This is a genomic window from Vibrio profundi, from assembly GCF_043642225.1.
GTDB lineage: Bacteria > Pseudomonadota > Gammaproteobacteria > Enterobacterales > Vibrionaceae > Vibrio > Vibrio profundi_A.
In genome coordinates this window covers 296,957-315,089 of record NZ_JBHZSF010000001.1, presented here as the reverse complement: position 1 = coordinate 315,089, position 18,133 = coordinate 296,957, and the positions used below count along the sequence as shown (strand labels likewise).

Annotated in this window: 16 protein-coding genes; 7 read left to right on the top strand and 9 right to left on the bottom strand. The window is 44.5% G+C overall.

The window, feature by feature from the left end:
• Window positions 1-47 precede the first annotated feature (47 nt).
• Complete coding sequence (gene gltS / locus ACHUFI_RS01450; RefSeq protein WP_394246386.1) at window positions 48-1,274, bottom strand: sodium/glutamate symporter; 1,227 nt, start codon at window positions 1,272-1,274, stop codon at window positions 48-50.
• A gap of 291 nt (window positions 1,275-1,565) precedes the next feature.
• Between gltS and ACHUFI_RS01445 the strand changes: the two genes are divergently transcribed.
• Both ACHUFI_RS01445 and ACHUFI_RS01440 read left to right on the top strand, forming a co-directional pair.
• A complete protein-coding gene (locus tag ACHUFI_RS01445; RefSeq protein WP_394246384.1) occupies window positions 1,566-1,880 on the top strand; it encodes a YciI family protein in 315 nt (104 codons plus the stop codon).
• A gap of 135 nt (window positions 1,881-2,015) precedes the next feature.
• Complete coding sequence (locus ACHUFI_RS01440) at window positions 2,016-2,630, top strand: LysE family translocator (RefSeq protein WP_394246382.1); 615 nt, start codon at window positions 2,016-2,018, stop codon at window positions 2,628-2,630.
• Here the strand turns inward: ACHUFI_RS01440 and ACHUFI_RS01435 are convergent.
• Entirely contained in the window at window positions 2,627-3,379 is a 753-nt protein-coding gene (locus ACHUFI_RS01435) for a tRNA (adenine(22)-N(1))-methyltransferase (RefSeq protein WP_394246381.1), read from the bottom strand. The genes ACHUFI_RS01440 and ACHUFI_RS01435 overlap by 4 nt on opposite strands.
• A gap of 223 nt (window positions 3,380-3,602) precedes the next feature.
• On the opposite strand from ACHUFI_RS01435, the gene ACHUFI_RS01430 reads away from it, so the two are divergent.
• Window positions 3,603-4,070, top strand: coding sequence for an ASCH domain-containing protein (locus ACHUFI_RS01430; protein WP_394246946.1), 468 nt, complete (start codon window positions 3,603-3,605; stop codon window positions 4,068-4,070).
• Between the two features lie 55 nt (window positions 4,071-4,125).
• Window positions 4,126-5,034 (top strand): PhzF family phenazine biosynthesis protein, encoded by a 909-nt coding sequence (locus tag ACHUFI_RS01425; RefSeq protein ID WP_394246380.1) that lies wholly within the window; start codon window positions 4,126-4,128, stop codon window positions 5,032-5,034.
• Window positions 5,035-5,104: 70 nt separating this feature from the next.
• On the opposite strand, the gene ACHUFI_RS01420 is transcribed toward ACHUFI_RS01425, so the two are convergent.
• Both ACHUFI_RS01420 and glgX read right to left on the bottom strand, forming a co-directional pair.
• On the bottom strand, window positions 5,105-6,847 hold the full coding sequence (locus tag ACHUFI_RS01420; RefSeq protein ID WP_394246378.1) for a sensor domain-containing diguanylate cyclase: 1,743 nt from the start codon (window positions 6,845-6,847) through the stop codon (window positions 5,105-5,107).
• Window positions 6,848-7,087: 240 nt separating this feature from the next.
• Complete coding sequence (gene glgX, locus ACHUFI_RS01415) at window positions 7,088-9,046, bottom strand: glycogen debranching protein GlgX (protein ID WP_394246376.1); 1,959 nt, start codon at window positions 9,044-9,046, stop codon at window positions 7,088-7,090.
• A 442-nt stretch (window positions 9,047-9,488) separates the two neighbouring features.
• Between glgX and ACHUFI_RS01410 the strand changes: the two genes are divergently transcribed.
• Window positions 9,489-10,859 carry a carbohydrate porin gene (locus ACHUFI_RS01410; RefSeq protein ID WP_394246375.1) on the top strand — a complete coding sequence of 457 codons (1,371 nt, stop codon included), beginning with the start codon at window positions 9,489-9,491 and terminating at the stop codon, window positions 10,857-10,859.
• A gap of 72 nt (window positions 10,860-10,931) precedes the next feature.
• Window positions 10,932-11,783 carry a MalM family protein gene (locus ACHUFI_RS01405; protein ID WP_394246374.1) on the top strand — a complete coding sequence of 284 codons (852 nt, stop codon included), beginning with the start codon at window positions 10,932-10,934 and terminating at the stop codon, window positions 11,781-11,783.
• A 57-nt stretch (window positions 11,784-11,840) separates the two neighbouring features.
• Here the strand turns inward: ACHUFI_RS01405 and ACHUFI_RS01400 are convergent, their stop codons facing one another.
• The gene (locus ACHUFI_RS01400; protein WP_394246372.1) at window positions 11,841-12,176 is read right to left on the bottom strand and encodes a hypothetical protein; all 336 of its coding nucleotides are present in this window, start codon (window positions 12,174-12,176) and stop codon (window positions 11,841-11,843) included.
• 160 nt (window positions 12,177-12,336) lie between these two features.
• Here ACHUFI_RS01400 and ACHUFI_RS01395 point away from each other — a divergent pair, with 160 nt between their 5' ends.
• Window positions 12,337-12,663 (top strand): helix-turn-helix domain-containing protein, encoded by a 327-nt coding sequence (locus ACHUFI_RS01395; protein ID WP_394246370.1) that lies wholly within the window; start codon window positions 12,337-12,339, stop codon window positions 12,661-12,663.
• Between the two features lie 50 nt (window positions 12,664-12,713).
• Here ACHUFI_RS01395 and ACHUFI_RS01390 read toward each other — a convergent pair whose 3' ends face one another.
• From ACHUFI_RS01390 to ACHUFI_RS01375, 4 genes are all read right to left on the bottom strand, one after another.
• Entirely contained in the window at window positions 12,714-13,604 is an 891-nt protein-coding gene (locus ACHUFI_RS01390; protein WP_394246368.1) for a M48 family metalloprotease, read from the bottom strand.
• A 26-nt stretch (window positions 13,605-13,630) separates the two neighbouring features.
• On the bottom strand, window positions 13,631-14,098 hold the full coding sequence (locus ACHUFI_RS01385; protein WP_394246367.1) for an SH3 domain-containing protein: 468 nt from the start codon (window positions 14,096-14,098) through the stop codon (window positions 13,631-13,633).
• Between the two features lie 131 nt (window positions 14,099-14,229).
• Entirely contained in the window at window positions 14,230-16,113 is a 1,884-nt protein-coding gene (locus ACHUFI_RS01380) for a CHASE2 domain-containing protein (RefSeq protein ID WP_394246365.1), read from the bottom strand.
• Between the two features lie 7 nt (window positions 16,114-16,120).
• Window positions 16,121-18,127: an HD domain-containing phosphohydrolase gene (locus ACHUFI_RS01375; RefSeq protein ID WP_394246363.1), complete on the bottom strand. Its 2,007-nt coding sequence runs from the start codon at window positions 18,125-18,127 to the stop codon at window positions 16,121-16,123.
• Window positions 18,128-18,133: the final 6 nt, after the last annotated feature.

Here is an 18,133-nt window from a genome sequence, read left to right as displayed (position 1 = left end):
GGGATGAGTAAAAGTGGTTTGGGTTATCCGCTGGTTTTGGTCAAGGGTTAGCCCAACGTTTTTAAGAAGTATGGAATGATGAGTGCGTTGGCTAAATCGATAAAAAACGCACACACCAAAGGCACGATGATAAAGGCTTGGTGTGAATTACCGTATTTTTGAGTGACGGCCGACATGTTTGCCATGGCTGTTGGCGTCGAGCCAAGTGAAATACCACCAAACCCAGAACAGACCACAGCGGCATCATAAGTTTTCCCCATTAGCGGAAAAACGATAAAAATGGCGACGGTGATCGCGACGATAAACTGAGCGCCCAGAATCATGAAAATCGGCCCGGCCAAATCGACCAACGCCCACAGCTGCATGCTCATTAGAGACATCGCTAAGAACGCGCCTAACGCCATGTCTGCGATGAGCGCAACAGCGGGCTTTCGGGACGGCCAGCGCGTTCCTGTCAGTCTCGGGTATGACGCTGGGATAAGGTTTGAGATTAAAATACCGGCAAATAAACATGTGACGAACAGTGGCAATTCTAACCCCAGTCCACTAACCACTTCATTTAGTATCGCACCAATGATGATGCAAACATGGATCGCGAGCATGGCATCAAGAAAATCATAAGACGTAATTTTCGGTTCTGGGGCATCTTGGACGCTGCCAACATCCATTTTTTGATCGTTACTTGGTGTTAGGTTGTGCTTATTGATGAGGTACTTTGCTATTGGGCCACCCATTAAACTCGCGAGTATTAAGCCAAAGGTGGCGCTGGCAATGCCGATTTCCATTGCGGTATTAAGGTCAAACATTTCGGCTATTCTTGGTGACCAAGCAATGGCGGTACCGTGCCCTCCGATGAGAGAAACGCTGCCACTTAGCATGCCGACGACGGCAGGTTGGTCAAGTAAGGTTGCGACTCCAATCCCTGTGAGATTTTGAACCAACATATAGCAAATGGTGATCGCCAGCAGTATGAGTAATGGCTTCCCGCCTTTGAGTAAGTCTTTTAAGCTAGCATTGATGCCAATCGTGGTAAAAAAGTAAACCAATAAAAGGTCACGAGTGGCAAGATCAAATTCAACATTCACTTGGGTCACGTAATGAATGATGGCGAAAAGAACCGAGACGAGTATCCCTCCAGAAACGGGTTCAGGAATACTGAATTCCTTTAGAAATGAACTGACTTGTGTTAATCGGCGGCCCAAGAATAAAACAACAATACCGAGTGTTACTGCTAAAAATGACTCGATCCGCAGCACACCATCTACGTAATCCATATATGCTCCAATTTGTATAGTAGTTAATCAGTACCGTATTACGCTCGAGCGTGGTAAATCAAGGCTCGCGGGTTGATCTATTGCATAATTGAGAGGCGACTAGAGAATGAATACTTTACTGGGTGGTGAAACAAGTCGGTGGCAGGGCTTGATGAGGTCGATATTGAGATCGTGACTATTCGCTAATGAACGTCAGTCTATGTTTTTAAGTGCCAATTCGTGACGTGAAAAGTCGACACGCACTCCGCTGAAGAGTATTTTTGTATAAATATTGTTCACTTTGGGGGCGTTATGGCTCAGTTTATAATTACTTATATTGGTGGTACGCCGCCTAGTACCCCGGAAGCGGGCAAAAAGCACATGGAAGATTATCGCAATTGGTTGACCAAGTACGCGAACCAAATAACAAGCCCTGCTAATCCTTTTAAAGATACCCATTCAATTGATCCCGACGGTAATGTTACAAGAGGCAGTGTCTCGGCGCTTTCTGGTTATACGTTGCTTGAAGTGGACACGATTGAAGAAGCCATTGAAATTGCTAAAGAATGTCCATTTCTGAATGTCGGTGGCAGCTTAGATGTGGCTCAGCTGGTGCAAATGCATTGATAGTCCTGACGCCTCTACTTGAACATAGAAATCATATTTAAGAAACGGTTCAATCTCTCACTTTTTGTTGCTTATCATTGAATGTTTTTTAATCGCCCATAGGTATTCAGTTAATGAATAAGGTGGGAGGGTTATATGGATTATTTCATTGCGTCAGTCTTGTTTGCAATTTCATCTTCGGTCACACCTGGGCCAAATAACATCATGGTGATGACGTCTGGGGTTAATTTTGGTGTGCGTAAAAGCCTGCCCTTACTCACAGGGATCTGCGTTGGCTTTTCAGCTATGCTGCTTTTAGTGGGGATGGGGTTTGGCCAACTGTTTGAGTTGCTGCCAGAGCTGCATATTGTGATTAAGTGCTTGGGCACAGCCTATCTGTTGTATCTCGCATGGTTGATTGCGCGCTCAGCGAACGTAGAAACATCGAGTGAACATCAGCAGCCTTTCACATTTTTGAAAGGGGCGCTGTTTCAATGGGTTAATGCTAAAGCTTGGGTTGTGGCGACCGGCGCGATCGCAGCGTTTACCACCGTAGACGCCAATTTTTACGCTCAGAATATGACATTGGCAATGACGTTTCTGGTGGTGTCATTTCCTTGTGTGGGCGTCTGGTTATTGTTTGGCTCAATGTTGAAAAAAGTGCTGCGAAGCCCTGTTTATCGTAGTTGGTTTAATTACACCATGTCTGCGCTTTTGGTGCTGTCCGTTGTGCCAGTGGTTCAAGAGCTGGCGACCACCTTTGGCCGTTAATTTGATTCGCAGATTTTCATTTCTGAAAATTGGATAGATACGCTTCTGTACGCGTTAAGAATCTCGTTGGATTTTCTTCCTTGGTTGACCCTTTGATAGTGTTCTATGGTTTTCTCTAGATAGCGCTTAGCAACTGAGTGTTCTAGGTCGTTATAAGCTTGCCATATTTGACTGCCCACGGGGTGAATTGGAGTGTGATTCACAGCCTTTTCAGGGTGGTAGGTGGATAGAATGATTTCATAGATTCGACGATTTTCTTCCACCAAACATTCTTTTATCAAACCGTGATTTAAGCGGTCAAGTCCTTCTCTGACCATATGGTGTTGATGTACCGGGCACAGCAAAAAGTCGAGGGCAAGGCCCGGGTTCGAACTCTGGATATCTCGTACTAAGTCGAGAGTTAAATCCCCTCCGACTCCTGCAATGATGATCAAGTGGCGTCCGCTGTGTGCCGCTAAAGGCAGCTCCGCCACATTCATACAGTGTGTTTCCCAACGTGATGTCGCGCTGCTCTCTGAACTATCCGGTTGCTTCTCACTTAAATGGGTTTGTGGGAAAAAGCGTTGTAGCTTTTCTTCCAACTTGTTCATTAGGCTAGGGACGATATCAACGAAGTGAACCACTGAAGATTTATTGGCCGCCAATAGGTTCACACCGAGGAAACCATGATCGCAACAGCAATCCCAGATCTGGTCGTATTCTGTGCTTACCATAGATTCAATTTTTGAAAGTCGCTTACCTAGTTTCATGAGTGCCTAGTTGGTGAAACGAAAAGAGGCGCATTGTAATGGGTTTTGCGTGAAATCGCGAAGTCAATTCAGTCAGTATCGAATTGAAAGAGGGAGTAGATAGCTATGGTGTTAATTTTTATAGATTATTTGTATGATTCTACCCAGCAATGACAAAGCAGAATGGAATCGCTGGCAACCCAGTCAGCAGGGCTTTGTCATTTTATCTAATGAGAAAAAGACCATGACCCCAGAGCAACAGAGTTTTTTAGACCAATACCTCCAAACCCTATCGCCAAGTGAGAGAGCGGAGATCCCTCAAATTACCGCTGAACATTTTTGTGCGGACGAATACAACGCGAATGAATGCGCGCGGTTGATTGATATCGGGCAGAAGCGAGCATCATGTTCACTGAAAGAAGCTTATGATATTGAGCAAGAAGCACTACCGGTCGTTGGAAGGCTTACTCTTGTCCTTAATTGGGAACAGCAGCCAATCTGTATCGTTAAGCTGACCGAGGTATCCTTTAGCGCATTTGACCAAGTCACCACTGAATTCGCTGAGTCAGAAGGGGAAGGAGACGGTACTTACGAATGGTGGCGAGAAGCCCACATTAATTTCTTTACCAAATACGCCGCCAGCATTGGTGCTGAATTTAACGAACAATCGGAACTCGTTCTCGAACGCTTTGAAAAAGTATTTCCAGTGTAAACACTTTGCTGTAAAGGTTAGATAGCGGGTTGGAAAAGTAATCAAAAGGATGATGATGAACAATACACAGGTGACAGTATTTCAAGTTAGCGCGTTTACTAAGCATGGACTTGGGGGGAACTTAGCTGGGGTGGTGCTCAATGCGGGGTCACTAACAGACGCACAGAAACTATCTATTGCCCAATCTGTCGGGTACTCAGAAACGGCTTTTATTTCTCCTGATGATAGCGCCGACTTCGAAGTGTCATTTTTTACGACAACGGGCGAAGTGGACTTTTGTGGGCATGCGACTCTTGCGGCTTTCTCTGTCTTGTTCCAACAAAATATTCTCGGCTCGGGTGAGTTTATTCAACGCACTAAAGCGGGTTTATTAGCTGTTGCGATTAATGGTGATGGCAAAGTCACTATGGATCAAGCGTTGCCCAAAAAGCTAGGCTCACTGAGCTATCCAGAAGTGGCCACAGTGCTAGGGGTGGATGAAGCGCTCATTCGCGAGACACACTTGCCTTTAGAAATGATGAGTACTGGGCTGCCTGATCTTATTGTTCCCATTCGCCACGGTTATCTAGATTCAATTGAGCCAAATGATGCGAGGTTAGCGGAGTTCAGTAACAAGCATAATCTAGTTGGAGTGCATGTATTTGAATTACCTGAGAGCAATGAAGATTACACGGCGAGTTGTCGCAATTTTGCTCCAGCTTTTGGTATTTCAGAAGAATCGGCCACTGGAAGCGCGTCAGGGGTATTAGCTTGCTATTTGGCGGAGCACTTACGAGCGCAGGTTGGAACTCCCGGTGAGGCTGACGAGCCGGTTCGCTATGTATTTGAACAAGGTCGGGCAATGAAGTGTCGATCAGAGATCCAAGCAGAAATTGCATGCCAAGACGGCGTCATTTCTCAAGTGCGAGTTAGCGGCTATGCAAAACAGATTGGGACCATGGCATACGACGTGCCTCAAGCGTAGTTGCTCGTGTATCAAGTAGAAATAAAAAAGCCAGACTGTAAACGTACAAGTCTGGCTTTTTTGTATGGGCCTAGGCGGTATGTCTCAACCGAGAATGGAGGCTCTCAATACAATTGGGTTCTAGTAACTTCGCTTGGTTAAGAGCTTGTTCAACTTGCTTGAGGCTTTCTTCCGGCGTTTGGCATAAAGCGCTAAAACCGATATTGGTTTGAACTGAAACCGTTTGGCCGTTTTTGCTGATCATATGGCTTGCTAAGTTATGCTTTAAGCTCTCAAGCCTTTGAGTTGCATCATCGTTATCTTTAGCCTTAAACAAGATGCCAAATTGCTTCCCTCCTGTTCGTGCTAAGCAAAGACCTTCTGGCTTAGGGAAGCAGTGACGCATCGACTCAGAAGTCTGCAAGATCATTTTATCGCCAATATCGCTGCCGCAAATCGTGTTCAGATGTTCAAAGTTATCTAACTCCAAAAGTGCCAAATATACCCCCTTATTGCCGACCTGATTTTCTATATCGACAGTCAAACTGAGTTTGTTGTCGAGCTGAGTCATTACGTCTTTATTGCGGAGTTGGTGATGAAGCAAAAGGTTTGAAAGCGCGACTTCAGTGTAGTCTCGGATCATTCTTAAGATGCTGTTATAGGTTGGCAGCGAGGCTTTCAAATAAATGATGGCTATTAGCTGATCGTTATCGAACAGTGGGATCCGATAATGTCGGTGGGTAATTTTTAACGCATGAGCGAGAGGATCGTTTTGTGAACGACTTTGATAGCTTAATGAACTCGGAGCGAGTGACTGCGCAAATTTAGAGTCATTAAAAACGACGCTCTTGTTGCCATGGTAATCCAAGGTACAAAATTGGCTGGTGGCTTTTTCGAAGAGTACAAATTGAACCCCGTGGTGAAAAACAAATTTGTCGAATACGGACTTTAACTGGTGTTTGAAGCTGGCTAAATCTCGAGTTCTATTTAAGTCTGCTAATTGGCTGTTCAGCTGATAGATTAGGTAGTTACTGATGATAATGAGCAGCAAGATAGACGCTAACACAATCGCAGTTAATGTGAATTGATAGGAAGTCGCCAAGATGTATTTACGGTCCGTCCCTGAGACAAACACCCAGTTAAGGCTGTTATTGGCGTCATAGACACTTACTTTGAAATTATCACGGTAGTAATACTCATATTGCCCTGAGTTTTCTCCTTGAGAAATAAGGTGGCTGATCCCTGCATTGTAGCTAATGGACTGATGGCCAATACGTGATGGGTCCGGATGGAATATTAGCCGCTCCGTCTCTCTATCAACCACAAACACATAACCTTTTTCTAGGGTTTTAAGGTCTTTGAGGCTTTGTGTGGTGTGTAAAAGGTCGAACTCTACCCAGATCTCTTCTTGGAAGCTTGGCTGACTGTGTTTGATTGCAAACACCCAGCGTCCATCAAAGTTCTTGTATACCGAGGATATGTAGAAATTTCGATTGACTGAATTAAGCGGGTGCCAATGTAACTCTTTGGAATAGCTTGCTTTGATAGGATAACCGTGGGTGGAAGTGTACTGGTTGGTTTTGCGAGTAAAGACAAGAATATCTGCAAAGTTAGGGGTTTGTTTGAGAATTTGTTGACTTAATTCTGCAAAGCTCAGTGACCCTTGAGTTGTGGAGTTTGAGTTTTGAAGCGTAGTTTCAAGCAGGTAAATTTTTCCAAATGTTGCTTCGATGTTTGCTTGGATGAGTGAGTTGGCGGTCCTTATGTTTGATTGCGATTGGCGATAAGCCGAGCTTTCTGCATTTTCAAGTTGAACAATGGCCAAATAGATCATTGAGCCGGTAAGTATAATTAAGTAAGGCCGTAACAGCCGAACAAGAGTTTTTGGTAAAGCCATGATATTTTAAGACGTTGTACTGTTATTTTATTTTTGACTCATACTAAACAGTTTTCACAACCACATCAATGCAAATAATTCCATATCATCAATTTGATTTTGTGATATTTGTTAAATAAAAAAGCCAGTCATAAACATGACTGGCATTTATATAAATAGTTGGTAAATAAGGCGTTACTATTCAGGTCGGTAATGCAGTATCGCCATCGATGTTGGTGATAGTAGGAGTTCACCTTCGGCGTGTCCAGGCTCAACATCTCGCATGTTTGTATCGCAAATTGTTACCCAATTCTGTGCTCGGTCGTTAGGAAGTTTGAATCGAGCTGGAGCGTTTGTTTGGTTGATCAAATACAGCATTTCACAGCCATCTTGGTCGATTCCTAAGTGCAGTGCGACTGAACTTAGTCGGTTCCAATCATCATGTTCCATAAGAGAGCCATCAATGCGGCGCCAAAAGATACGATTCAAATTTCTTCGTTCACCACTGAATGCTTGAATAAACGGCACCATGTAGGTTTGGCGCGCAGCAACCATTTCAGAAAGCCATTCTTTGAAGTAACGTTTTCGCTCACTCATTTCCCAGTTGAGCCAACTGGTTTCTCCATCTTGGCAATAGGCGTTGTTGTTGCCTTTTTGACTATGGGAGAGAACGTCTGCGGTCAAAATATGCGGAATACCAAAAGCGAACAACAGACTTGCCATGAAGTTTCGCTTCTGTTTTTCGCGTGTTGCAATGATCAGTAGGTTTTCAGTTTCACCTTCTACACCGTAGTTATCAGAACGGTTATCGCCATGGCCATCACGGTTACTTTCGCCATTTTCTTCATTGTGCTTATGCTTATACGACACTAAGTCTTGCATCGTGAAACCGTCATGATACGTAATGTAGTTAACGGTTAACTTATAAGGCCAATGTGCAGCGCTATAGATATCTCGTGAACCCATAAGGCGAGTTGCAAACTCTTTTAAGTAGCCGTGATCGCCACGCCAGAAGCTACGGGTGATATCGCGAAGTTTATCGTTGCATTCGTTCCAACCTAGCGGGAAATTACCCACTTGGTAACCATTCGGGCCAATATCCCAAGGTTCGGCAATGAGTTTCGTCTCTTTAAGAACCGGGTCTTGCGCGACGGCTTTGAAAAATGCGGCCTCTGGGTTGTAGTTGTCACCTTGGCGACCTAACGTTGCAGCCAAATCAAAGCGGAAACCATCGACTTTGAATTCACTGACCCAGTAGCGCAACGTGTCCATGACTAAGTTGAGAGCCGGTTGATAAGTGAGATCTAACGTATTTCCACACCCAGTAAAGTTGGCGTAATGGGAGCCATGTTTTATATAGAAACGAGGATCAAGCGCTTTTAAGTTAAACGTTGTGCCACCTTCACCACCCTCTGCGGTATGGTTGTAGACCACATCAAGAATGACTTCTATGCCATTTCTATGAAGCTCTCGGATGGTCGTTTTCAGCTCGACTACGGCATCGACTTCGGCATATCGTGGATCTGGCACCATGAAGAGATAAGGGTTGTAGCCCCAGTAATTCACCATATCCATATCGAGCAAATGCGGCTCGTGCATACAAGCTGCAACAGGCAGTAGCTGCAGGGTGTTGATGTTTTGCTCTTTGTAGAACGCTAGCATTTCAGGGCTTGCGAGCCCTAAATAACGACCTTGAAGCTTTGATTCTACTTCTGGGTGAAGTTTCGATAACCCTTTTACGTGGGTTTCGAAAAGCACCGTTTCTTCACGGCTTAGGTTAGGGGCTTCGACACCTTGCCAGTCAAAACTGTCTTCTGTGACCACACACTTCGCCATTTGAAAGCTTTTTTCATTCGTGTAGGGCGTTTCATAGTGAAGTGGGCGATCAATGGACTTCGCATAAGGGTCTGAAAGTAAAAGGGGACCATCTTGGTTTTCGACGATATACCCATACTTTTGACCGATAGTCACGCCTTCAACAAAAGTGTGCTTAATGCCAGCGTACTCACCTTGTAATGGGATCGTGGTGAACTCGTCATTCTCATCAAATAGCGCGAGCAAGATAGACTTACAATCAGGCGCATAAATAGAGAAGTTGCAGCCAGCATTGCTTGGGGTTGCACCCAGTGGATAGGGGCGTGAAAGCGGTTTAGTCATTGTTTCTTTTCTTGTTCTTAATTAACAACACGAATGAACTATAAGTAAAAAGCTTTGTGTGATTCACGTCAAGCGCCTTCACTGAGAAAAGTTAGGTGTAATTAAATTACTTTTCTTGACGGAAAATTGACTGAAACTTGATGGAAATAACACTTTGCAGTGAAGAATTCGATCTAAATGCGGCCTACTCCCCCCTGTTTAGGTGATCAATCTCTATTTTATACCATTCGGTATATTTTCTACTCCTTTCTCATCCCCCCTAAATTAATTCAGGGTGGAGGAAGTCACCATTGTCATCCTTTCTTAATATTTACAGCGTTGAAACACAAGGGACATTGCCCTAGACCCTCTCAATCGCTTCCGCCATTACTGCCTTTGGCTGTCGCACCGAGAGCAAAATAAAAATACTGATAAACATAAATCGTCCTTAATGGAGTTAAGAATGAAAAAAGTAAGTTTGATTGCTGTCGCAGTGGCGGCTTCATTAGCAGCTGGTACTACATTAGCTGAAGATAAGGTTCAGCAAGGTTGGCAAGTAAACGGCTATGGTCACCTACTTTACAATGTTGGCCAATCTCTAGCGTTAAATGAAAGCTATGAGCATCGTCGTGACTACCGTGCAGCGGGTGCGGCATTCTCTGGCAACCCTAACCAAGTAGAATTTACGGTATCTCGTGGTGACAACTACGATAACGGTTCTTGGTCTAAGTACGTAGTAAAAACGGAATATGGCAATAATGAAGGTGGCAATGGCCGTGGCTTCTATGGCTCATCTTCTGGTAATGAAGGTCACTTAGAGTCAGGTCAACTTGAGTTTAAAGAAGCTTACGTAGAGCTTGGCGATCTGTCTTTCTTCAAAGAAGGCACAAGCATTTGGACTGGTAAGCGTTACCTAAACCGCCAAGCAGGCATCATTACTAAAGAATTTTGGAAACAATCTTCTGGTGTAGGTGGCGGTCTACAGTATAACGACATGGGTATTGCTGTTGTTTCAGCTGATTCTGGTGAAGGTAGCTGTTACATCGACAATGGAAACGATTCTAATGGTAACGACCTTGGCGATGGTAACGAAAGCTGTAAGAACAATGGCTTAGATGACAAGCAACGTAGCACTACAATGACATCTGTAGATTTTTACTACTACGGTGTTGAAGCTCTAGGCGGTCGATTTGATTTCGACTTGAAACTGATGAGCCGTGCAAATGTAGATGATGCTAACACTGCTGAAGATGGCGTTGGTGCTGCAATTACTTACTCAACTAGCTACTACGGCTTAGATGGTTGGTCTACGTCGGCTGTTACATACGGTACTGGTGTTGCTGCTAACCGTGGTGTTAACTTCGGTCAGTGGAGTGGTAACTGGCAAAAGGATGATGAGTCTCTTTTCCTAACCTCTTACGGTGTGATGAACGTAAGTGATAAAGTACAGCTTGGTACAGAAGTGACATACTGGAACCTATCTAATGATGATACTGACCAAGTATGGGGCTCTAAAGATGGATTGTCTCGCCTATTCCTTGGTGCAACGCCGTCGTACAAAGTGAACGACAATTTCCGTATGGAAGCAACGTTCACGTACTCAATCGAAAGCTTAGGTGAAGATGGTACTTGGGGTCGTCAAGAGGCAGATACTAGCTTCTACAGTGCGTCTCTATCACCTGTATTTACAGTTAATGCCGATTACTTTGGTCGTCCACAAATTAAACCATACGTAACTTACATGTCTTCAAGTGACGACAACTACAAATGGAGCAACGGTGCTAGTGATAGCAACGAGACTCGTGTAGGTGTTGAAGCTGAAATCTGGTTCTAAACTGGATTAAATAATAAGGCAGCCTTTGGCTGCCTTTTTGCCGTTAAAGTGATAACCGATATGAGGATAACGATGAAAAAACAACAACTAATATTTGGTGTTCTATTTAGTGCTTTGCTAGGTGGCTGTTCGACTACTTCTGCTCCAAAAGTCTCCGTTGCTCCCCCGCAAGATGCTGCTGTTTGTTGTAGCACTTATGCTCAGCTTCCTTTTATTACTTTAGCTGAAAATGAAAAAATCAATTTTAAAATAGATGCTTCTTCGCCTGTCGCAAGGTTTGAAGAAGGCAATAGTTACTTTAGTGCCTTTGAATTCAATGGCCGATCGTTAGCTGTAGAAGTCGCTTTGTCTAGCTTGTTTGTTAATGACAGCGTGTTTACCCCGCAAGTGTTACTTCTTGATAAAGACTATGCAGTGGTGGATACCGTTAACTATCAAGAATTTAAAATTACCCCTTCAGATGCATTTTCTCGAACTCAATTTCAGAAGCATTTAGAGATAAATACTTCGGTGACACCTTATATGGTTGTGTACACACCTGCTCCAGTGCTTGGGAAACCGATTGTGACAGAGCACCCGGCCAAAATCAGAGCCAAAGAATTTGGTGAAGTGATGCCTATGGTTACTGATCCTGTTTATATACAGCAAGTTGGTGGCTCGTTGGAGTTGAGTGTAACGACCAATACGCTAAAAGCCGGAAATGTGGTGGGACATAAACAAGATAGTCCTAAACTTGTTATTACTAGCCCACAAAAAGTAGACATTGCTCCTCAGCCAGAAACTCAAGCGTATTTCTTAACGGCGATTGAAGAGGCGGTTTCGGCGAATGATATTCCTAAAGCGCTAAGCTTATTAGAAGAAGCGAAAGCGTTGAATATAGAAGGTGCGCAAGACACTTTTGTGAAAGCACTAGAAGCGCGTTAGACCAGTTTTCCCAAATAAAAAGAGCACCCATGTGGTGCTCTTTTTGCGTTACACAACTTATTGGGTTGCCTTTGCTAACGGCAAGTGAGGTTGGTAACGCTCAAGCAATTGATCGATTTGGTTAATCGCGATTGTTAAGTCTTTTACTCCATTCCGAGCGAGCTTTCGTTCAGGGCGCTTCAAGGTAGCAAAAGTTTGCTCTAACTCCTGCTTGTCCAAAATACTTTCATGCAAGATGAGCTCTTTATAGGTCAATAAACGGTTTTGAATCAGTCGGATTTCAAAGGTAGCTTTTGGTGAATAAAGGGCGTGTTTTACACTTGGGTAGGCGAGCTGAAATTCATTCTCAATTTTCAAAGCGATTGATTTTTTTTCGCAATCTGCAAAAAGCACAAATGGCCCCTTTTTATCGAATATTGAAACTGGTTGAAATCATAATCATTTTTGACGGGATGGTATCTTATATATCAGGGGTGTTATGTAAATGGTTGCTAGTAAATATGGTCCACTTTTTGCTCTATTTAGGTCATAGCTGTCCTGTAAGGAGAGAACTATGTCACAAGAACCGATTGTTATCGCAATCATGAAACGCCGAAAGTTAGCCGGATTTTCTCAAGAGAAGATGGCATCAATTGCTGGAATGAGTTTAAAAACGTATCAGCGAATTGAACGTGGCGAAACGGATATTAAGCTCTCACAATATCGTTCTCTAATTCGCGCACTGGGTGTGACTGATCTAGATATTGCCCTTGATACGTTAGAGGTCGATGAAGTTGCTCCTGAATCTCTCACTGCGGCGAGTCGCTTATTAAGCGATGAAGCAAGGCGATTGCTCGTGAAATTTATCTTGCTGATGCAGAAAGATAAGCAGTCGGAGTGATGATTGTGATATCGCTCGGCACTGGCTGTTAAATCGCCCTTAAAGTGTGGCTAACGGATTGAATCTTGGTAGCGATCTTGTAATGTTTGGAAACCAGTCGCGTCAGGGAATACTCTATCCATTACTGGCTCTAACTCGGTCAGCCTATCAGTAGCAGGAGGGTGGCGTTTCATGAAAGTGGCCCATGCATTGGAGCCTGGCTTTTCGCTGGCAATCTTCTGTAATACAGAAATATACGCATACGGGTCGTAACCCGCACGAGCCGCAATAATGACAGCCATGCGATCGGCCTCTTCCTCATCTCCACGAGCCAAGCCATTGGCGTATAAAGAGTCAACGCCTGCCGACAATTTTTCTGCCATTTCGACGTTATCTTGGGTGCCATCGTAATCACGACCTTTACGGTTATTGTTGAGCTGGTATGCCAGTACGCCAATGTCTGAGGCCAAGTCTAATGACGTCTGTTTTTGCAGTGCTTTGAGGTAGTGGCGCTCTAGTACATGCGCAATTTCATGTGCTAATACTCCCGCTAACTCGGCCTCATTACTTAACCTGAGTAACGTCCCCCCGGTGATAAAGACATAACCGCCGGGCGCTGCGAAAGCGTTAAAGCTGGTGTCATCTAACACCACAAAATGCCACTCTAAATCAGGACGTTCGCTGTTTTGTACGAGCCACTGCCCAACGCGATTTACGTAGCGTTGTACGTCTTCATTATCTAATACACGACTATTGGTGAGGAGCAACTGAGCCACTTCGTACCCAAACTCTGATTCTTCTTCGGCACTTTTCCCGCCTAGGTCGGTGACCTTCGATAGCGTATTAGTCACTTGGCCTAAATCGATATTATTCAGCATTTCTAAGTCGGTGGTTTTGCAGCTCAATAAGCCCAAACTCAGTGAAAGGATGAGTGAAAGTCGGGCGGGAAGATGGATATTCATTATTAGTCTCCAATCCTTGTTAGCCGTTAGTCAACGTAGCGAAAGTCTTGGGCTTGGAGCTGGCCTTCCTGAGCAAATGCCAGAGCTTCATCTTGAGAGACGGAGTAGTGTTTGAGTGTCGACATCTCGAATGGAATGCCACTGCCAGTTGCTAATTCGTCTTCAGATAGCCCTCTAATCCCGGTGGCAACGGTCACGCCACTGCTGCCCTGTGAGAATACTGACAGCACACTGCTTTCTTCGCCTGTGACTGGAAAGCGTAGCCACAACATTTTGAGCCAACCTTGCATTTGATAGGGAGTTTGAACTTGATACCAACCACCTTGGCGATTAAGGATAGTGACGGAGGTATCTGCTTCTAAGTCGTCGATATTCTCACTTTGAATCGATGGGGCGAGCTTGAGTTTTACGTCATCAACGGTGGTTGCTTGTTGAGCAAAAGCGGATGATATAAATACCAATGTGCAGGTGAGCAAAATCGCTAAATTTCTCACAGGGGACTCCACGGCCAAGCCTTGACCTTTAAGGTATAGGCAGCAGGGTGAACATTGTCAAAGTGAATATGGAGCCATTATTGACTAAAATATCACTGGTTTTTGGGAGGCTAAACAAATCGAGATTCTAACTAGTTTTTCTTTTTGGAGGGGATATAAAGGGTTACGGGCTCTTCTCTGCCTTTAAGTGAGTGGCTACCCATGTCTTTAAACTCAAAATCATCGATACACGCATCGCGAGTGCTGGTAGAAACCAAAATATTACAGCGGTTTTTAGTCACCCCTTCAATACGGCTCGCCACATTTACGGGATCCCCAATTACGGTGTAGTCGTACCTTTGCTCTCCGCCAATCGCGCCCACCACGACTTCACCAGTATGAATACCAATGCCGATGTTAAATTCTGGGAGGTTTTGTTGAACACGAAATTGTTCCAGCTTATCGACCATCTCTAGCGCGGCTTGTATGGCTTGCTTCTCTTGTTGTTCGTTATCTAAAGGAGCTCCCCAAAACGCCATGATGGCATCACCAATAAATTTATCTAAGGTACCATTATGCTGAAATATGACGTTAACTTGCATCGAAAAGTAGTCATCTAGAAATTGTACGATTTCTAGTGGAGTGTGCTGTTCAGACAAAGTAGTGAAGTTTCGGATGTCTGAAAATAGCACGGTGACTTTACGGTTTTTGGCCTGTAATGCTTGCTTAGTTTGCCCTGAATCGACTAACTGTCGTACAACATTGCGATCCATGAATCGGCCAAAAATATCGATGGCATACGCGTATTCCCGTTGTCGTTGTAGAAATTGAATGATCAAGACACTCAGGAAGTAAACCAGGATTAGGGCAATCGAGCTGTTAACGACCAACAACCATTTTTGAGAGGCGAGTAGGTAGCTGGTGGCGTAGCAGCCTAAAACCAAAATGCCACAGGTTAGAGTAGCTGGAATCACCCTTTTGGCTACTAACAAGCTAATGGTAATAGCGATTAGAAAAATAATACTCAGGAGCCATTCGATCACCGTTGGCACTTTTGCCAATTGTTGTTGGTGAAGTAAATTGTCGATGGCGGTAGCGAGTATATAAAGCCCAGGGTAAGAAGCACTTAACGGGGTGTGCTTGAGATCGTGTAGCCCGGTTGCGGTTGACCCTATTAGAACGATTTTGTTTTCAAATAAATTGGGCGTATGAAAGGGGCGTTCTTCACTGACCGCTTTGTAGACATTGGCGTAAGAAAAGCGAGCATAAGGCGAACTGTATTGTTGGGCGGCTGGCTTTTTCCAATCAAGGAGTAACTCATCTTGGTTTGGAATCGGTGCCCCCAGATATCGCGCAACCTTGGTGGGTAATGTGTCGATAGTCCAGCCTTGGATCTTATGCTCAATATGATAGCGGCGGCCTACCCCATCTTGATCGGGGATGAAGTTGATGGTGCCGAGCTTCCAAGCGGCTGGGTGGATGGCGCTTGGCAGCAATAGATTGGCACGTGCTTCGGCTTGATTCATGTCATCAGGAGGTGTTAGTCCAACCGAAGCTGGGTAGTCAGTAAGTTTAGGGAATAAGTGATTCTGCTGTGACTCAAAATGTAATATCGGTAAAAAGATATTGCTTTGGCTAGCGATCACTTCTGAAAGGTAAAGATCTGAATCTGGCCGGTAGATATCAGGCTCTGAAAAGAGCAAATCAAACACAATCGCTTGAGGATTCTGCTGAGAGAGGTAATCGATCAGTTCAGCATGAACGGCGCGCGGCCATGGCCAACGTCCCACGCTGTTTTGCATTGCTTTGAGGCTAGGGTCATCAATATCGATGAGTACGATATTTGGGTCGCCATAAGACTGATTACTCCATTTTTTTACAGCGAAATCGAGCCAAATATTGTCAAAACTGAAAAGAGGCTTGAGCCAAGAGTTTAGGGTCAGCAGTAAGCTAAACAGCAATAGCATAGCCAGTAATAGGCGATGCTTGGCAAACGCGGAACGAAGCGCTTTATTTTGATGAGACAGACTCTCCATGATGAAATTAGCTGTCGTCTAATAAATCAAAATCGCACACGTGGTGATGAAATCCGCAGGTTTTGTCATTGGGCGTGTTGTAATGTTTATCTTGAATCACCAGATACACTTTTGCATCGATAAACAGGCGTACTAAATCAACGTTGAGTTGCTGACTTTCCGCTTCGTTGGTGAGGATTTTAAAGGCGACTTCGTTCGGAAGGGCTTGCTTATAGGGACGATCTGACGCGGTTAAAGCATCGTAAATATCGCAGATAGTCATGATTTGAGAGGCAAGTGGAATTTGGTCATGATGTAAGCCTCTTGGGTAGCCACTGCCATCGCGTTTCTCGTGGTGGGCACCTGCAATGTCAGGTACGTCTTTGAGCTCATTAGTCCATGGAATTTGCCTTAAGAAGTTTTCCGTGTGCGTGACATGAGAACGAATCTCGTCCATTTCTTCTAGGGTTAAACTCCCTTTTGGAATAGAAAGTGCCGCGAGTTCATCTGTGCTGATAAGTGCCGATAACGTGCCATTTTCATCGTAGGCTTGGCATTGGTGAACACGATGTAATCCTTGCTCGACCGATTCAGGCAAAATGCTCGGTTCATTTGCTTGCAATATGTCTTGCCAAAACTCTTCTAGCTGGACAATTTGTTGCTGTAAGACTTGCTGTCGGTGGAGTTGTTCGTTGGCATCGAGGCAACGGTGCTGCTGAAAAAGCTTCAGTTCGGCTTCGGCTCGCTCTTTCATGAGTGTTTGCTGCGTAAGCCTGATTCGATATTTGATCACATCAAGCTGATGCGTGGTGAGTTTTTTCGCTTTGGTTAACACCGCTTCCCGCACGCCAACTTTTCCAAAATCATGCAATAGCGCTGCGTATTTAAGCTGGCGTAAGTCTTTTTTATTTAACAGCTTCTGTTGATATTGAGTTAAACCTGAATTGGGTAGTGCTTGTGCGAGCGCGACGGATAAATCAGCGACCCGAAATGAATGGCCGCTAGTGGTTGGGTCTCGCTGCTCAATAGCGGTAACAGAAGCTTGCACAAACCCTTCAAACAAATGGCGAATGCTCTCAATTAAACGGCGGTTCTCTATGGCGATGGCCGATTGGCTTGCCAATGCACGTAATAAGGGGTTTACGTTGTCATCAAATGGAATCACATTTTCACGAGTAATCTTGTGTGTGAGTAAAGCTGTATCGGCGGCTTTTTTGCGGTTGATGAACTGCAATATACCAATTATGTCGCCATCGTAATTTTTGATTGGCAAAGCCAATAAAGACTGGCAGCGATAACCTGTGGCGTGGTCAAAGACAGCATTAAAGCTATAGGGCGCGTCATCAAGTTGGTAAACGTCTTCGATATTGAGTTCAAAACCGTAGCTGGCCACGTAGCCAGAAATGCTGGTGTCGTTTAATGGGAAGCGCCGTTCTTCAAACTGGAAGTCAATCGATGCGTTTTGAGTAAGCTTTAATATCAGGTAGTCGTTGCCTTTGTCATCGCTGTCGAGCAGAAACAACGAGGCGGCATCACACACCGCTAGTTTTCTGCCTTCATCTAAGATCCGAGTTAGTAGTGCCGCGAGACTTTTTTCTGCAGAAAGGGCAATCCCAATGTCAGCCAATCGCTGCAAATTAATGGATTTATTCTTAAGCAGTTGGGTTAACTCAAGCTGCTGTTTAGCTAGCACGAATTGAGTGAGGGCGGTGTGAATGTGCTTTTTTGTTACCCTTTGACTAAAACCAATCGGCAGATATAAATCGGCTTCAATATCTAAATGCTGTTCAGCTAAAAGTAAAGTCTGGTGGGATTGTAAGTACTGAGCCAGTTCTTCTTTCGGCAATTGTTCAATCAGTGGTTGATCGAGGATGATCAGCGCAGGGCTCGATGCCTCTAATTCGTAGAGGCACGTTATTTCAACGCATTGAATTTGTTGTTGGTTGAGTTGCTGGGGTAGTTCGGTTGAGCCGAACCCCGAGCCGTGTGCAATCACCAATGATGGAGCGGCGGCAAAGTCCATTATGCTTATCATCCTTTC